The organism is Cellulosilyticum sp. I15G10I2 (assembly GCF_900095725.1).
GTDB lineage: Bacteria > Bacillota > Clostridia > Lachnospirales > Cellulosilyticaceae > FMMP01.
In genome coordinates, this window is sequence record NZ_FMMP01000028.1 from 112,055 (window position 1) to 127,745 (window position 15,691).

The following is a 15,691-nucleotide window of genomic DNA, read 5'->3' on the forward strand; positions in this document are numbered from 1 at the left end:
CTTTTTCTATCTGTTAAAATAATTAAGACATTATACTATGTTTAAGCGTTATAGGAGAATGTTTTTACTGTCATAAAGAGGCTATACTGTTAGATATCAAGTAAGCTTATTTTAAAAAACAGGAGGTGTCAATATGGCATATGTAGCACGAGAAGATCGTTACGAAAATATGAAATATAACAGATGTGGTAACAGTGGCTTAAGGCTGCCGGTCATTTCTTTAGGTCTTTGGCATAATTTTGGTGATATTAATGTCCTCTCAAATAGCCGTCTGATGCTTAGACGTGCATTTGATCTTGGTATAACACACTTTGACCTCGCAAATAACTACGGTCCCCCGCCAGGTTCAGCTGAACTTAACTTTGGAAGCATTCTAAAAGAAGATTTAGCCCCTTATAGAGATGAACTCATTATTTCTACAAAAGCAGGTTACACAATGTGGCCAGGTCCATATGGAGATTGGGGATCTAAAAAATATTTGGTATCTAGTTTAGACCAGAGCTTAAAAAGAATGAGTCTCGACTATGTTGATATTTTCTACCATCACAGACCAGATCCCAATACACCTTTAGAGGAAACAATGGGCGCACTTGATTTAATAGTAAGACAAGGCAAAGCCCTATATGTCGGTATTTCAAACTATAAAGCCGATGAGGCAAAAAAAGCCATCACTCTTCTTAAATCACTTGGAACGCCTTGTCTTATTCATCAGCCAAAATACTCTATGCTTGAACGCTGGGTAGAAGACGGGTTGCTTGATGTTTTAGATGAAGAAAAAGTAGGTTCTATAGCTTTCTCACCTCTGGCTGGAGGTAAATTAACAAATCGTTACTTAAATGGTATTCCACAAGACTCTAGAGCCGGTGGCCAAAGTGTTTTTATGAAACCTGAAGATATTACAGATGGTTTACTCAAAAAACTAAGAGCCTTAAATGATCTAGCAGCTAAACGTAATCAAACACTCGCCCAAATGGCTCTGGCCTGGGTTCTTCGCGAAAATAAAATCACCTCTGTATTAATAGGTGCCAGTAAGGTAAGTCAGATTGAAGATTGTGTAGATACTATTAAACATTTGGAATTTACAGTCCAAGAAATAACTGTTATTGAAGAAATACTTAGTTCCTCATAATGGCACTATGTGTATTTAAATTTTAAAAAGGTTACAGACGCTAAGGTCTGTAACCTTTTTAATTTCATATTGAGTTACTTATATCCATTTTTCTACATTTTCTTTGTATTTAATACCAATTTAAAGAAAATTTTACACAAATCTAACTTTCAATCACGCCTATAGTGTTATGATGAAAGAAAAACTTACAATACGGAACCAATAGTTTTTATTTTATGTACTTAAGAAAGGTCTAGAAAATGAATCCTCTGCCATTAACTATTAAGGAACAATTTAATAACATCATTGAAGAAAAGCAAATTAAGACTGTTTTCCAACCTATAGTATCACTTCGCGATACCTCTATTTTAGGTTATGAAGCACTTAGCAGACTTACTAAAAATATCATTATTCAAAATCCTGATGAGTTATTTTCACTGGCAACTCAATATAATAGATTATGGGATCTAGAACTATTATGCCGCACTAAGGCTCTTGAGGCAGCCCATAAGCTTCTGCCTAATGAAAAACTATTTCTTAATGTTAATCCTAACGTTATTCACGATATAAAATTTAAAGAAGGTTTTACAAAGGAATATCTAGAAAAATATGCAATGAAGCCTGAAAATATTATTTTTGAAATAACAGAGCGCAATGCTATTAAAGACATTATAGGCTTTAGATCTACTATCACACACTACAAGCAGCAAAATTACAAAATCGCTATTGATGATGCTGGTGCAGGTTATTCAGGCCTTAATCTTATCTGCGATGTTAAGCCTCACTACATTAAACTTGATATGAACTTGATTAGAAATATTGATACCGATAGTATTAAGTATGCCTTAGTTAAAAGTATGATAGAATTATCAAAGCTTTCTAATATACATCTGATAGCTGAAGGCATTGAAAGAATAGAGGAGTTATCTACCCTTGTCACCCTTGGTGTCCAATATGGGCAAGGCTATTTTATACAAAAACCCCAGGAAACCATTTCGCCTATAGATACTTGTGTAATAAATACCCTTCAAAAACTTAATCAACAAAGAAATCATCTTTATACCAACTCTCTTTCCTATACTTATATAGGTAATCTCTGTAAAGAAGAAAAAACAGTAGATCCTGCATCTACTGTTGAAGATGTCTATAGCTTATTTTTGTCAAATCCGTCTCTCCTTGGCGTATGTGTTATAAAGAATAAACAAGTCATCGGAGTCGTTACAAGAACACTTATAACTACGCATCTTAGCGGGCGCTATGGCTTTAGCTTGAATCAAAAAAAAACTATCTCGACACTTATGCAGACAAAATTTCTGTCTGTTGATTATCAAACATCAATCAACACAGTTGCCAAGCTCGCTATGTCCAGATCTACTGATAAATTATATGATTTTATAACAATTACCCACAATAATAACTATTTAGGTATTGTAACGGTTAAAGAATTACTTGAGAAGGCAATGGAAGTTGAAGTAACAAATGCGAAACAGCTTAATCCACTTTCTGGACTTCCTGGAAACTTAGTTATTGATCAAAAATTAGCTGAATGCTTGTGCTCTGGATCCCCTTTTAGCGCTCTCTATTTTGATCTAGATAACTTCAAAGCTTATAATGATGTCTACGGTTTTGGCAAAGGAGATATTATGCTTAAACTGCTTACTCAGATTATCATTACACATAAACCTCCAAATGGTTTTGCAGGTCATATTGGTGGAGATGATTTCATTATGATACTTCCTTTTCATGATTGTACTAATTTATGTGAACAGATTATATCTGATTTCGAAGTCGCTGTTCGCAAATGTTATACTGAGGAAGATCTTAAAAATGGCTATATTGCTTCAAAAAACAGACACGGTATTTTAGAAAAATTCCCCATCGCTACATTGTCTATAGCTGCTATAACTAATCAAAATACGCAATTTGATAATATGAATGACTTTTCAGCAGAACTTGCAAAACTCAAGAAAAAATGCAAACAGCAGGATTGCAGTATTTGCTATATTTGCTAAATTCTTATCTATTTGATAGAATCAAAATATCTATCACAAAGCGGAGGTATACTATGCATTATGGATTAATTGACCTAGGTTCTAACACTGTAAGACTGGTAATTTATAAATTTAATCAGAATAAATATGTGAAAGTATTTGATGAAAAAACCTACTTAGGTATTCTTAACTATATAGAAAAAAATCAATTAACCTCGCAAGGCATTGAAAAACTTAAACGTATCCTTATCTATATGTATGGACATATTCAGTTAATGGGATGTAATAACTATTGGTGCTTTGCAACAGCGTCCCTACGAAATATAGATAATTTAGAAGCGGTTGTGGAGCTCATAAAACAAAAAGCTGGTCTTACCATTCTACCTATTACGGGGACTGAAGAAGCTTATTATGATTACGTCAGCTTAAAAAACTCTCTTCTTGCAACCAGCTTTATAGGTTGTGATATAGGTGGTGGAAGTGCTCAGATTATTGAGTGTAAAGATAAAAACCTTATTGCCAGTACAAGTTTACCCATTGGTTCTCTCAGGATGTATAAAGACCACGTCGAAGGCTTTTTCCCAAACACAGATGAAAGTCAAAAAATAACAACTTGTGTAGAAAAACATTTAGATGCCCACTCCTTTATTTCTAATAATAGTCATAAAACACTTTATGCTATCGGCGGAACAGCAAGGGCTACTGCAAAACTTCATCGAGAACTCTCAAAAAATAATAATACGCTGCACGGCTATGTATTAACTCCCCAAGATCTTGATATGATGCAACAAACTATAGATCATTTAGGTATACAGGGTGCAAAGGTTATTAATAAAGTTCTGCCTGAGCGTTTACTGACTATTATTCCAGGAATGATTGTACTTCAAACGCTGGTTAATAAAATGAACATCCAGCAAATAGTGATATTAAAAAAAGGCATTCGTGAAGGTTTTCTCATTGAAAAATTAATGGATGGTGACTATAATGAACGAAAAAAAATATGATCTTTATATCAATCGTGAGCTTAGTTGGTTAAAATTTAATGAACGTGTATTAGATGAGGCTGATAATGCAGCAAATCCTGTGTATGAAAGATTGCGTTTTTCTGCCATCTACTGCAGTAATTTAGATGAATTTTATATGGTAAGAATGGGGAGTTTGCTAGATCAAACGCTTTTAAAAGCTGAAGTTAAAGAATCTAGAACAGGTATGACACCCCAAGAACAAATTGATAGTGTGAACCAAACCCTTCAACATCTCAAAGAAAAAAGAGACAGAGTATATTGGGATAGTATGATGGATCTAAGTGCCTATAATATAGTACACAGCAGAATAGCTAACTTAAATGCTGAAGAAAAATGTTATTTAGAAACGTATTTTATGAATCAAATTTTTCCACTTGTATCGCCCCAGATTATTGATAGGCACCATCCCTTTCCATTTCTTGAAAACAAAAAACTTTATATAGGCGTACATATACTTTCAAAAAATAATAATATAAAATTAGGTATTGTTCCTATTGATAAGCATTTTGACCGCATTATTTTTATTCCTCACCAAACACAAATGAAGTTTGTATTAATAGAAGAACTTATACATTATTTCATTGATAAAATATTTAATGAAAAATCTATAGTAGATAAAATTATTTTCAGAATTACGAGAAATGCAGATATTAATGTAGAAGATGATATAGGTGATGTAGATATTGACTATCGCGAAGTCATGCAAGAACTTCTTAAAAAAAGAAGAAAACTTGCGGCTGTCCGATTAGAAGTTTATATCTCTTATAATACAGAACTTATTAGATATTTGTGCAAAAAATTAGAACTCGATCAAAGTCAGGTCTTTTTACGCCATGCACCTTTAGATATGGGGTTTATATTTCATTTAGAAAACAAATTGCCACCTCTAGAAGATTTGGTGTTCAAACCCCTTAAACCACAACAACCTGTAACTATTAATAAGCTAGAGCCTATGTATAAGCAAATTCAAAAAAGAGATATTTTATTACACTATCCCTATGATAGTATGAGTGCCCTTATTAGACTCTTAGAAGAATCAGCTATTGATCCTGAGGTTATTTCAATAAAAATTACACTCTATAGGGTAGCAAGAGATTCTAAGATTATCAATGCATTAGTTAATGCAGCAGAAAAAGGGATAGAAGTTAATGTAGTTGTGGAGCTGCGCGCAAGATTTGATGAAGAAAACAATATTGAGTGGTCTAAGCAATTAGAAGAAGCTGGTTGCAAGGTTATATATGGTATCGTAGGTTTTAAGATTCATTCTAAGCTTCTTTTGATCACAAGAAAATCAGGTCATAAAATTACTTATATTACACATGTAGGAACAGGTAATTTTAATGAAAAGACCGCAAAAATATATACAGACATTGCGCTTTTAACCGCCCATAAAGAAATAGGTATAGAAGCTTCCACCCTTTTTAACAGTCTATTCATGGGGGAATTTGTAAAACATGCGCACCATTTGTTAGTAGCTCCTAAATGTTTCAAAAATAGAATTATTGAATTAATAGATCAAGAGATAGCTCATGCAAACCAAGGACAGACAAGTGAAATTATTTTAAAAGTTAACTCTCTCACAGACAAAATTATCATTAATAAACTTATAGAGGCTTCACAAGCAGGAGTTAAAGTTATCATGATTATACGCGGTATCTGTTGTGTAAGAGCAGGTATAGAAGGTTATACCCATAACATGACGGTAATCAGTATTGTTGGGAGATTCCTTGAACATTCTAGAATATATGTCTTTGGTTCTAAAGAAAGAGCCCAAATCTTTATTTCCTCTGGAGACTTCATGACACGAAACACAGAACGTCGTGTAGAAGTTGCTGTCCCAATCTATGATGCATTCAATAAACAGGAGATTTTAGAATGGCTGAATACTATGATGCGTGACAATGTAAAGGCCAGAGTACAAAATAGTGATGGCACTTACTCTTTAAGAAGTACGCCGGCAGATCCTCTTGATTCACAGCTTTATTTCTATGAGGCAGCTTATAAAAAATCAGCCCAAAAACAAGATTTCTCTCTTCCTCCAAAAAGCAAGTTCAAAATAGTTGATCTCATTAAAAATAAGCTCAAACACCTTATACTAAAAAAATCATAAGCAAATAGCGGCTTATGATTTTTTAGTATTCTTCTACTTCCCACTCATCTTCCCATTTCATAATATTTTTAATGGCACGGGAGTTTTTGTCCATGAATTCTGTTGCGAAGTTATCCGCATCCTCTTCACTCATTATTCTGTTTGTCATATACTGAAATCTATGCCTTAATTCATGACATAATGCATGAAGTGTGTAAAGCTGAAAACTTTGCTTATCTTCTCCATCATCGTTTTCTGAAAATACAAATAGACATATTGTATCAGAACCCATGTTATAAAAACCTTCTGTTCTTCCAAATAATATAGGTAAAAAAGACAACCCTATAGGCAACAAATTTTTAAATAGATCCCGCCTTTTTTCATAGATAATAATTGTTTCTGGCCTATAGGCCTCATCAAATAGTTTTAAAAACTTTTTGATTTGTTTAGCTTTAAAGTAAAATTCTCTTTGATTAATTATTTTCATTTAATCTCCCTTTTAACGAATAATCTATACTCGTTTTATTTGTTACTTACTTTCACCCTCATTATAGCATTTTGACTTTATTTATGATATGCTATTAGCTAATTCAACTATCTTTTTCCAATTTAAAACGGAGGTCTGTCTATGTCAAAATATAAGATTTGTAAACATACCTATCATTATAATAAATTAATTAAGGCTTTAGAAGATAATCATATTGAATTTAAGGTCAAAGATTGTATTAAAAAATGCTCAAAATGCCGTGATAAACTCCTTATTCAAAAAGATGATGACTACATATCTGCTAAAACTATAGAAAAACTATTATCAAAATTAGATCATAAAGTATAGAGACAATAAAACATCCTGTAGTTTAGCAAGTTGCGTTGCTAAACTACAGGATGTTTTTATATGTGAAGCGTACGTATTCATTATCAGTAAACATATCCCTCCTCTAATGTCTTTTTGGCTATTTTTGCACATCATTTTAGGATTTTATATCATGTCTTATAATATATTTATGTTTTTTCTTAGAGACATCACCTGAAGATATTTTTATATGTATTATCTTTGCAGCAAGTAAAACATAATTGTTACCGCTAGTAAATCTGCAGCTCCACCAGGGCTAATATTTCTTCTTATGAAGTCTCTGTCCATATGTTCAACGTACGCTTTCCCATCTCCGGTAAATATGCCACCTAGTTCTAATGCTTCTTTGGCTCTTTTCTGTACATCAACTAGAGTTGTCATATCATGTCTTGAAAGTATATTTGTATCTTCTGTTATTGACATTAAATGAAGGAGTACATTCACTAAGATATCATTAATCGAATGACCTCTATCCTGCATATATGCATACATTTTTGGATAGGCCAGATTTGTTACAGTTGGAAATCCTTCTTCAGCTTCTCCTCTAATTCCTTTAATACCATAATTTAAATAAAGTTTTTCTCCAGCACTTAGCACTTCTTTTAAAGCTATATCCACAAAATCTTTTTCGCACAATTCTTTGACAAGTTTTTTTACTTCTTCTGATATCTCCAAAATATCAATGGCTAAATCACCCGTTTTGTAGAATACTATGGTTGCCGCTGAAGCAATAAGCCCTAAAGAGAATATCAGTCCCTTATGCGTATTCACGCCTTTTGTTGCTTCGTACATGCTCTTTTCTGCTTTAAGGCCTAATCCTCTTAATACCATAAATAGATTATCATACCGATCAAACTCATTTTCGGACTTTTCTATCATTCTCATTGTTTCAACGCAGCAATCATAAAAGTAACTAGATAGGGCTGCACTGCTGCTCATAAAGGTGAAAATATCCATATCTTTATGTGCACCACAATTATAGCGGTCAACTAAACCAGGCTTTGGAGATGCTGTTACCTCATATAATAAGGCTTGTATTGCACATTGGCTTATTTTTTCATAGATTCTTGAATTAGTCATTGTTATTCTCCAATATTCCGAATTTTTATAGCTTAAGCTGATACATTTGCTCTTCTTTTTTCTAACATTCTATCTTTCAGCATTGGATAAACGATTGATACAATAGTAATTACAATCAATGAGATTGCAATAGGTGATTTAAAGAATATCCCAAAGCTGCCATTTGATATTGTTAATGCCTGTCTAAACGAAGTTTCCATTGTCCCACCCACAATTGCACCTAAAATCATTGGTGCTGTTGGTATTTTAACACTTTCTAGTAACATCCCAAGAAGTCCAAAGCCCAACATAAGATAGAAATCCATTGTGCTATTTCCAATCGCATAAACACCAATAAAGGATAAACCTAATACACATGGATAAAGAATTTTTGGCGGTACTGAAAGTACACGGACTAATACACCACACAAAGGAATATTAATAAGTGCAAGTACCAAGTTTCCGACAAACATACTTGCAATCAACCCCCAAGCGACTGCTGGATGTTGTGTGAACAGCAATGGACCTGGCTGTAAGCCTAACATGAGTAGAGCACCCATCATGATTGCCGTTGTTCCTGAACCTGGAATACCAAGTGTTAACATCGGAATAAGCGCACCTACAGAGGCCGCATTGTTTGCTGCTTCTGGTGCTGCAAGACCAACAATTTCACCTTTCCCAAAGTCTTCAGGATTCTTTGAAAATTGCTTTTCATTATTATAAGCCATTAAAGCAGCCATCGTTCCACCAGCCCCTGGCAATGCGCCTACAATAAAGCCTAGCGGTGTACTTCTAAGAATAGGTAACCATGATTTTTTCCAATCCTCTTTTGTAATCCATATTCTTCCAAACTTAGTCTGCATTTTTTTCTTACCTGTAAGGATACTGCCATAACTTTTAAATACTTCACCTATAGCAAATATACCTATGATTACAATTAAGAAATCAATCCCGCCTTGAAGTTCCATATTACCAAATGTAAAACGGTTTGTTCCTGATTGCGCATCCAACCCTACCGTTGCGACCATAAGTCCAAGAAACATAGATATAAAACCATTAGTCATGTTTTTCTTAGACATAGAAGCTGTCATAGATAAAGCAGCTACCATAAGCAGGCAGTATTCAGCAGGACCAAATTTAATAGCAAATCTAGCAACAGGTACAGCTACAAAAACCATGAGTACCGCTGATATAGTTCCACCAATAAATGATGCAATACCTGACATTGCAAGTGCTGATTCCGCCCGGCCGTTCATAGCCATTGGATAACCATCAAAGGTTGCTGCCATGGCGGCTCCATCACCTGGTGTATTAATAAGAATTGATGCTCTCGAACCTCCAAACATAGCCCCATAATAAATGCCACACATCGTAATCAACGCTGCAGTAGGTCCCATTGTAAAGGTGATCGGCAGTAAAACCGCAACCCCTGTAGCAGGGCCCAGTCCCGGTAGCATACCAACAATTGTTCCAAGAACCCCTCCAAGGGTAACCCAGAAAATCATTTCTGGTGCTAGGGCTACTTGAAAACCCTGAAATAAGCTTTGTAATATTTCAGCCATTATTTAATAACCTCCTTATATATCTAGAATAGGAATTCTAGGTAATGGTATTGCTAAAATGTTTGAGAATAAAAAGTAAACTGATATACTAAAGATAATTGCTACCAAAATATTTGTTTTCCATTTATCTTTTCCATTAAGTGAAAATAAAATTGTTCCCAAGAATAAGAACGTTGAGATCACATAGCCTAAACCACTAAACACCAAGGCATAGCCAATGGCTGCAAAAACACTTATAACAATAAGTTTGAAAACCGGTGTTGCTTCAAATTTCTTTGCTGGCTGTTTCTCTTCCTTGCTTTGCTTTATAATGCCTATTACTAATTGTATCGCACCGCACCCTGTAAGAAGAATCCCTAACAATAACGGATATACAATGGGCGCAAAGGGGTCTCCTACAGGTGATCTTGGTAATCCTAAGGCTCCAATTATATATGTTAATCCAAACATAGTCACGCCTAACCCTACTTTTACTTTTTTGTTCAATTTTTTCACCTCTTAAATTATAGTGTATAAATTGTTATTATGTTTTAAAAAACAAAGCCACAAACTAGTGGCTTTATTCAGATTCTTAGATTTTACTTAGCTAACATGCCTAGATCTTCAAGTACTTCTTTATATTCCTCATTTGTTTGATCTAAAAATGTTTTAAAATCAGCGGAATTTGCATAGGATTTGGTCCATCCGTTTTTAGTACACGCCTCATCCCATTCTTTAGTTTCAACCATTTTAGCTAAAGTATCTTCCCAGAATTTGAGAACATCTGCTGGCATATCTTTAGGTCCAAATAACCCTCTCCAGTTATAAAATACTGAGTCAATACCCTGTTCTTTAAGTGTTGGGATCTCTGCTAAAACACCAGTACCAACTCTCTCATCAGCTGTACTTGCTAAAGCTAATAAATCACCACTTTCAACTAAACCTGCAACATCTGCAAGACCAGTTGATAATAAGTCAATATGTCCACCCAATAATTGAGCTGCACCTTCATTGTTTTGGAAACTAATATAGTCTAATTGACTGATATCTTCAATGCCAGCTGCTTGTGCTGCTACAATAAATTGAATATGATCCATACTGCCTGCTGCTGAATTTCCACCAAATTTTACACTCTTAGGATCTGCCTTTAAGGCATCAAAGATTTCATTGATAGTTTTATACTTTGAATTCTTTGAAACAACAAAGCAGCCATAATCTGTTATAAGTCTAGAAATAGGTGTTAAATCATTATAACTGTATTCTGATGTACCATTCAAATTAATTAAGAGTAGTGGTGGCGAATACACAACGATAGTGTGATCGTCGCCTGCTTTTTTCTGTAGGTCAGCAAGTGCAACTGCCCCGCCTCCTCCTGCATGATTTGTTACTGGCATTGGAACTGTTATAAGCTTAGTGGTTTGAAGTGTTTGAGCAACTGTTCGAATAGCAGTATCCCATCCACCACCTGCACCTCCTGGTGCAATAAAGTCAACTTTTTTACTTGGGTATGTGCCCCCTTTAGATTGACAACCCGTAAATGCAAAACTTAATACTATGACTGATGCAACTACTTTTGTGATTTGTTTAAAACTCTTTTTCATTAATGAATACCTCCCCTTTTTAGTTAATACTATAATTACTCCATTCTGAGTCTAGACTTGATCTTGAGCATATTTTTATTATTGTTTTTTGTATCACACCCTTTTATAGATTGTTTTTCAGAACCATATCCTCCATTTTTTGAATGATTTGTTCATATGTATGTTTTTGAGTACGTCTGCAAATAGCAGCTTCCTCATTACATATCAAACATTTTCTGCTGCTTTTATTAAACATTGTTCTTGATAAGATTTGATAATTTTCATCAATCACATCAAAATCAAATAGTCTGCCAATAGGGTGTTTATCCTCTTTTTCTATTAATCGCCTCTTTAGCTCTTTTGCCGGATAATCTAAAACAAGATACCCCTCTGTTCCTGTAACTTTATTTTCTACACTACGATAAAGCACTTTTATGTGATTTACTGCTATAAACTGATCTAACAACTGCATGCCTATCTCATGTATTTGTCTTGATAATGCTGTATCCTTTGCAGCTCCCGGCATATTCACCATAAAAGAAATGACGCCTTTACCATAAGTTTTTATGAGGTTATGTTGTTTTTCTTTTCGCTTCTCACGAGATAATAATAATTGCTGAAGAATTAATTCAAGATTCATGACAGATCTATCCTTATCTGCTAACTTGGTAAATCACATCAATTACAGAACCATCACGATAATTTACAACACCGACAATTCTGTCTTTAACTTTGATCTCATGGGGTTTACCTGTCACTTTTTGTGCTTTTTCTTGAAGTTGATGTATGGTAACTACAGGTAAGCCTGCTCTTCTTAGGGTTTCCTCTAGCTCTGGACGTAGTGGATTTACAGCGATGCCTTGATCTGTTACAAGCACATCTACAGTTTTGCCTGGTGTAACAACCGTATGTACACGATCACAGATCGTTGCTATTCTACCTCTCATCAGTGGTGCAACAACGATAGTCACACTTGCCCCTGCTGCTGTATCACAATGCCCACCTGAGGCACCTCTTATAACACCATCCGAACCGGTTATGACATTCACATTAAAGTCAACGTCTATTTCTAAAGCACTTAATACAACCACATCCAGTTGATTAACTGCACTTCCCTCTTGAAAAGCACTTGCATAATATGTTGCATCTATTTCATAATGAAGAGGATTTTTTCTTAAAGAACCAACTGCTGTTAAATCAAAGCTTTGTACGTCAAGCAGTTTACCTATTAACCCTTCTTCATGGAGTTGAACAATTTGACCTGTTATACCTCCAAGAGCAAAGCTTGCCTTTATGTTTTTAGCAAGCATTTTATCCCTCATAAACCGAGTTGCGGCTAAAGCAGCCCCCCCTGATCCTGTTTGGAAAGAAAATCCATCATAGAAGTAACCAGAAGCTTCTATAACATCTGCTGCATGTTTAGCAATCAATAGATCTCTTGGATTCTTAGTAAAGCGGGTAGCATCTGACATAATGCCTCCGTTATCCCCTACTTTATCTACTACTACTACACAATCTACTTGATACTGTGGAATACTAAAGGGGATATTGGGATAATCCACTAAATTGTCTGTAATCATAACCACATGTTCTGCATAAAGTGCATCCACTTTTGCATAGCCTAGGGAACCACATGCATTATCTCCACTGAAGCCATTAGCATTACCAAAAGCATCACAAGAAGGTACACCTAAAAACGCTACATCTATCTTAATCTCACCTGAAGAAATAGCTCTTGCTCTGCCTCCATGTGAACGGATTTGAACAGGTACCTCCATAAAACCATCGGAAATAAATTCTGCTAACTCGCCTCTTAAACCACTGGTTTCTAACTTCTTTATCACCCCGTTTTTTACATGAGGAATTAAAGCTTTATGTATATCTGTTAAGGAGCTTGCAGCTACCGTTAAATCTTTTATACCCAAGCTTGCAATAACATCCATAACCATGTTGATAACGAGGTCACCACTTCTAAAGTGATGATGGAAAGATATAGTCATGCCATCCTTGAGTTCGCAGCCTTTTACTGCCCGCTCAATCGTTGATATGATTTTCTTACGATTTGGATAGATTAATCTTTCTTTAAACTTTTTTGTCACTTTTTGCAGCTCATCGCCCACATAACCATCATAATGTTTTAGTTTTCCATAACCTGGTAATTGATCTGGAATATCTCTCCCTATGGCATTAATCATGAAATTCACCACTTTCCTCATTATATGTTCTAGTTGCATTCGCGAGGTCAAGGACTCTGATTGCTCTTTCAACGATTGGCTTATCTATCATTTTTCCATCTAATGCGATAACACCTAATCCGTTTGCTTCTGCCTGCTTTATGGCTTCTATTACTCGTCTTGCATGTTTAATCTCTGGTTGTGATGGGGTAAATATGTTATGTACTGTCTCTATTTGCCTTGGATTGATAACCGATTTGCCATCAAAACCCAACTGCTTTATGAGCTTTGTTTCTTGGATGAGACCCGCTTCATCCTCTACGTCTGAAAAAACCGTATCAATTGCCGATATCTTTGCCGCCCTTGCTGCAAAAACGATTTGACTTCTAGCAGCTAAAAGCTCTATACCTTCTTTTGATCTTGTCGTTTTTAAGTCTGTTACAAAATCCTCTGCACCAATTGCAATACCCACTAACCTTTTGCTTGCGCTTGCTATAGGATAAGCATTTAAGATGCCTAAGGCACTTTCTATCGCAGCAAACATCTTAATCGTCCCAACCTCTATGCCAGCTTCCTTTTCTAGTTCTGTAATGAGTAGATCAGCTTCTATAACATCTTCTGGTTTCTCCGTTTTAGGTAGCCTTATAATATCTGGTCTTGCATTGACCATCGCTTTAAAATCTTCTCTGCCAAAGGGCGTATCTAACCCATTCACCCTTATTACGATTTCTTTATCCCCATAGTCTACTGTTTTTAGGGCCTGAAAGACTAAAAAACGCGCTGAATCCTTTTCCTTAATAGAAATTGAATCTTCTAGGTCAAACATAACTGAATCTGAACCATATATATGAGCATCTCTAATCATTGCAGCATTATTCCCCGGTACATACAGCATCGTACGTCTTAATTTCCCAATCATTTTTGTTCCCTCCAGTTAAACTCTTTCATGTCACAGGCGCGGCTGAGCGCTGTTCTAAGTCTTGCTATGATGGTACAATCTAATGCACCCTTATCAGCTATAGACAGCTTACATCTTGTTATCCCAAACTCTTCTAATACCATTAATACAACTTTTTTAATTTCATCACCAAATTGCTGTTCTACGGAACTTTTTAGCTGAATCTGTATTTCCTTTTTTTCATTTTTTTCTACCATTACCATTAAATCACTTGACTCTAGTGTTCCTGCAACACCCTTTTGCACTATTTCCATTTTTTCCTCTCCTTTAATGTCTTGACTCTATTTGTTTAATTTTATTGATTATAGGCAGTGCTGCCTTTGATATTAGGAAGTTATAGGTTGTAGGGGGTACTATCTTTTTTATTGCTGCTAAATCATCCTCCTTTAGCAGCTTTCTAACTCTGGATGCACTTACCGCTTCCCCCCCTTGCTCTTTTCTTGGTATTTCATGGACATCTATTCCAAATGTAGGAAGCACCTTTTTCATTTCTTCATTGTATTTTTTGGTCACCATACAATAAGGTTCTTCTCCAATATATCTTGAATTAACCTCCAGTGCTTTTGCTATGTACAGACCAAATATGTTTAAATCAAGTCTTGCATGTATTTGTACAATGTCTTGGTCTTCCTTTAAAAAATAGGATGGAAATGTAGCTGATGATATAATGTAGTCAATGCCTTTGTGTATGCTTACGTTTTTGAGATCCCGGGTACCTTCTTTGACTAATTCATATCTTATCTGAGAAGGAAAAACTGATTTTTCCTCACATACAACAAAGACATGCACCCAATCATTATCTGCTGCTGCTGTTTCTATTAAGTATCTATGCCCCTTAGTAAATGGATTACAATTTACGACAATCGAAGCAATTTTTTCACCTTGTCGTTTTTCTTTTTTAAGCTGCCTAATAAAATCTACAATCCCATCTTTAGCATTTTCTAATAGTAGGACATCTTCTGTCTTTTCAATTGTGTAAAACCCCAAGCTATTAAACTGAAGTTCATTTGCTGGTTTTGTATAGACAAACAGATGGGTTTGGTTATTTTGATAGGCTTCTTGGATCAAATGTGTGACGACTTTATTCATTAATCCCAGATTCCTGTAACGATCATCAACCACAATGCATTTCAAAACATTGTCATTTAATGAACCTGTAGCAATAATTTTTTCTTTATCTAAGAGAACCATTGTGTACTCAATGTCTTCTTCGAATGCCAATCCCTGTCTTTTTAAAAAGCTTATGACTTCATCTTTTTCTGGTTTGTAATTTAACAACACACTGCGTTCAGCAAACTGTGAATATTCCATTC

At 35.1% G+C, this 15,691-nt stretch carries 15 protein-coding genes; 5 read left to right on the top strand and 10 right to left on the bottom strand.

The window, feature by feature from the left end:
• Nucleotides 1–133 precede the first annotated feature (133 nt).
• From mgrA to ppk1, 4 genes are all read left to right on the top strand, one after another.
• Complete coding sequence (mgrA, locus tag BN3326_RS19460; RefSeq protein ID WP_070000918.1) at nt 134–1,129, top strand: L-glyceraldehyde 3-phosphate reductase; 996 nt, start codon at nt 134–136, stop codon at nt 1,127–1,129.
• Between the two features lie 239 nt (nt 1,130–1,368).
• A complete protein-coding gene (locus BN3326_RS19465; RefSeq protein ID WP_070000919.1) occupies nt 1,369–3,120 on the top strand; it encodes a GGDEF domain-containing protein in 1,752 nt (583 codons plus the stop codon).
• 53 nt (nt 3,121–3,173) lie between these two features.
• Nucleotides 3,174–4,103: a Ppx/GppA phosphatase family protein gene (locus BN3326_RS19470; RefSeq protein WP_070000920.1), complete on the top strand. Its 930-nt coding sequence runs from the start codon at nt 3,174–3,176 to the stop codon at nt 4,101–4,103.
• Entirely contained in the window at nt 4,084–6,234 is a 2,151-nt protein-coding gene (gene ppk1 / locus BN3326_RS19475; protein WP_070000921.1) for a polyphosphate kinase 1, read from the top strand. The genes BN3326_RS19470 and ppk1 overlap by 20 nt, the downstream gene beginning before the upstream one ends.
• A gap of 22 nt (nt 6,235–6,256) precedes the next feature.
• Here the strand turns inward: ppk1 and BN3326_RS19480 are convergent, their stop codons facing one another.
• Nucleotides 6,257–6,700 carry a hypothetical protein gene (locus BN3326_RS19480; RefSeq protein WP_070000922.1) on the bottom strand — a complete coding sequence of 148 codons (444 nt, stop codon included), beginning with the start codon at nt 6,698–6,700 and terminating at the stop codon, nt 6,257–6,259.
• Nucleotides 6,701–6,841: 141 nt separating this feature from the next.
• Here BN3326_RS19480 and BN3326_RS19485 point away from each other — a divergent pair, with 141 nt between their 5' ends.
• Nucleotides 6,842–7,048, top strand: a complete 207-nt coding sequence (locus BN3326_RS19485; protein WP_070000923.1) for a hypothetical protein — start codon at nt 6,842–6,844, stop codon at nt 7,046–7,048.
• 213 nt (nt 7,049–7,261) lie between these two features.
• On the opposite strand, the gene citG is transcribed toward BN3326_RS19485, so the two are convergent.
• From citG to citC, 9 genes are all read right to left on the bottom strand, one after another.
• The gene (gene citG / locus BN3326_RS19490; RefSeq protein ID WP_070000924.1) at nt 7,262–8,146 is read right to left on the bottom strand and encodes a triphosphoribosyl-dephospho-CoA synthase CitG; all 885 of its coding nucleotides are present in this window, start codon (nt 8,144–8,146) and stop codon (nt 7,262–7,264) included.
• Nucleotides 8,147–8,178: 32 nt separating this feature from the next.
• Entirely contained in the window at nt 8,179–9,687 is a 1,509-nt protein-coding gene (locus BN3326_RS19495; RefSeq protein WP_070000925.1) for a tripartite tricarboxylate transporter permease, read from the bottom strand.
• A 15-nt stretch (nt 9,688–9,702) separates the two neighbouring features.
• On the bottom strand, nt 9,703–10,173 hold the full coding sequence (locus BN3326_RS19500) for a tripartite tricarboxylate transporter TctB family protein (protein ID WP_070000926.1): 471 nt from the start codon (nt 10,171–10,173) through the stop codon (nt 9,703–9,705).
• A gap of 92 nt (nt 10,174–10,265) precedes the next feature.
• Complete coding sequence (locus BN3326_RS19505) at nt 10,266–11,267, bottom strand: Bug family tripartite tricarboxylate transporter substrate binding protein (protein WP_070000927.1); 1,002 nt, start codon at nt 11,265–11,267, stop codon at nt 10,266–10,268.
• A gap of 103 nt (nt 11,268–11,370) precedes the next feature.
• A complete protein-coding gene (citX, locus tag BN3326_RS19510) occupies nt 11,371–11,886 on the bottom strand; it encodes a citrate lyase holo-[acyl-carrier protein] synthase (protein WP_070000928.1) in 516 nt (171 codons plus the stop codon).
• Between the two features lie 13 nt (nt 11,887–11,899).
• Nucleotides 11,900–13,441 (bottom strand): citrate lyase subunit alpha, encoded by a 1,542-nt coding sequence (citF, locus tag BN3326_RS19515; RefSeq protein ID WP_070000929.1) that lies wholly within the window; start codon nt 13,439–13,441, stop codon nt 11,900–11,902.
• Nucleotides 13,434–14,339 carry a citrate (pro-3S)-lyase subunit beta gene (gene citE, locus BN3326_RS19520; RefSeq protein ID WP_330389798.1) on the bottom strand — a complete coding sequence of 302 codons (906 nt, stop codon included), beginning with the start codon at nt 14,337–14,339 and terminating at the stop codon, nt 13,434–13,436. Before citE ends, citF begins: the two co-directional genes overlap by 8 nt.
• The gene (citD, locus tag BN3326_RS19525) at nt 14,336–14,632 is read right to left on the bottom strand and encodes a citrate lyase acyl carrier protein (protein WP_070000930.1); all 297 of its coding nucleotides are present in this window, start codon (nt 14,630–14,632) and stop codon (nt 14,336–14,338) included. Before citD ends, citE begins: the two co-directional genes overlap by 4 nt.
• Before the next feature lie 13 nt (nt 14,633–14,645).
• Nucleotides 14,646–15,689, bottom strand: coding sequence for a [citrate (pro-3S)-lyase] ligase (citC, locus tag BN3326_RS19530; protein WP_070000931.1), 1,044 nt, complete (start codon nt 15,687–15,689; stop codon nt 14,646–14,648).
• Nucleotides 15,690–15,691 lie beyond the last annotated feature (2 nt).

Coding starts and splice junctions, on each gene's coding strand:
- mgrA (WP_070000918.1), top strand. CDS start 134: ATGGCATATGTAGCACGAGAAGATCGTTACGAAAATATGAAATATAAC.
- BN3326_RS19465 (WP_070000919.1), top strand. CDS start 1,369: ATGAATCCTCTGCCATTAACTATTAAGGAACAATTTAATAACATCATT.
- BN3326_RS19470 (WP_070000920.1), top strand. CDS start 3,174: ATGCATTATGGATTAATTGACCTAGGTTCTAACACTGTAAGACTGGTA.
- ppk1 (WP_070000921.1), top strand. CDS start 4,084: ATGAACGAAAAAAAATATGATCTTTATATCAATCGTGAGCTTAGTTGG.
- BN3326_RS19480 (WP_070000922.1), bottom strand. CDS start 6,700: ATGAAAATAATTAATCAAAGAGAATTTTACTTTAAAGCTAAACAAATC.
- BN3326_RS19485 (WP_070000923.1), top strand. CDS start 6,842: ATGTCAAAATATAAGATTTGTAAACATACCTATCATTATAATAAATTA.
- citG (WP_070000924.1), bottom strand. CDS start 8,146: ATGACTAATTCAAGAATCTATGAAAAAATAAGCCAATGTGCAATACAA.
- BN3326_RS19495 (WP_070000925.1), bottom strand. CDS start 9,687: ATGGCTGAAATATTACAAAGCTTATTTCAGGGTTTTCAAGTAGCCCTA.
- BN3326_RS19505 (WP_070000927.1), bottom strand. CDS start 11,267: ATGAAAAAGAGTTTTAAACAAATCACAAAAGTAGTTGCATCAGTCATA.
- citX (WP_070000928.1), bottom strand. CDS start 11,886: ATGAATCTTGAATTAATTCTTCAGCAATTATTATTATCTCGTGAGAAG.
- citF (WP_070000929.1), bottom strand. CDS start 13,441: ATGATTAATGCCATAGGGAGAGATATTCCAGATCAATTACCAGGTTAT.
- citE (WP_330389798.1), bottom strand. CDS start 14,339: ATGATTGGGAAATTAAGACGTACGATGCTGTATGTACCGGGGAATAAT.
- citD (WP_070000930.1), bottom strand. CDS start 14,632: ATGGAAATAGTGCAAAAGGGTGTTGCAGGAACACTAGAGTCAAGTGAT.
- citC (WP_070000931.1), bottom strand. CDS start 15,689: ATGGAATATTCACAGTTTGCTGAACGCAGTGTGTTGTTAAATTACAAA.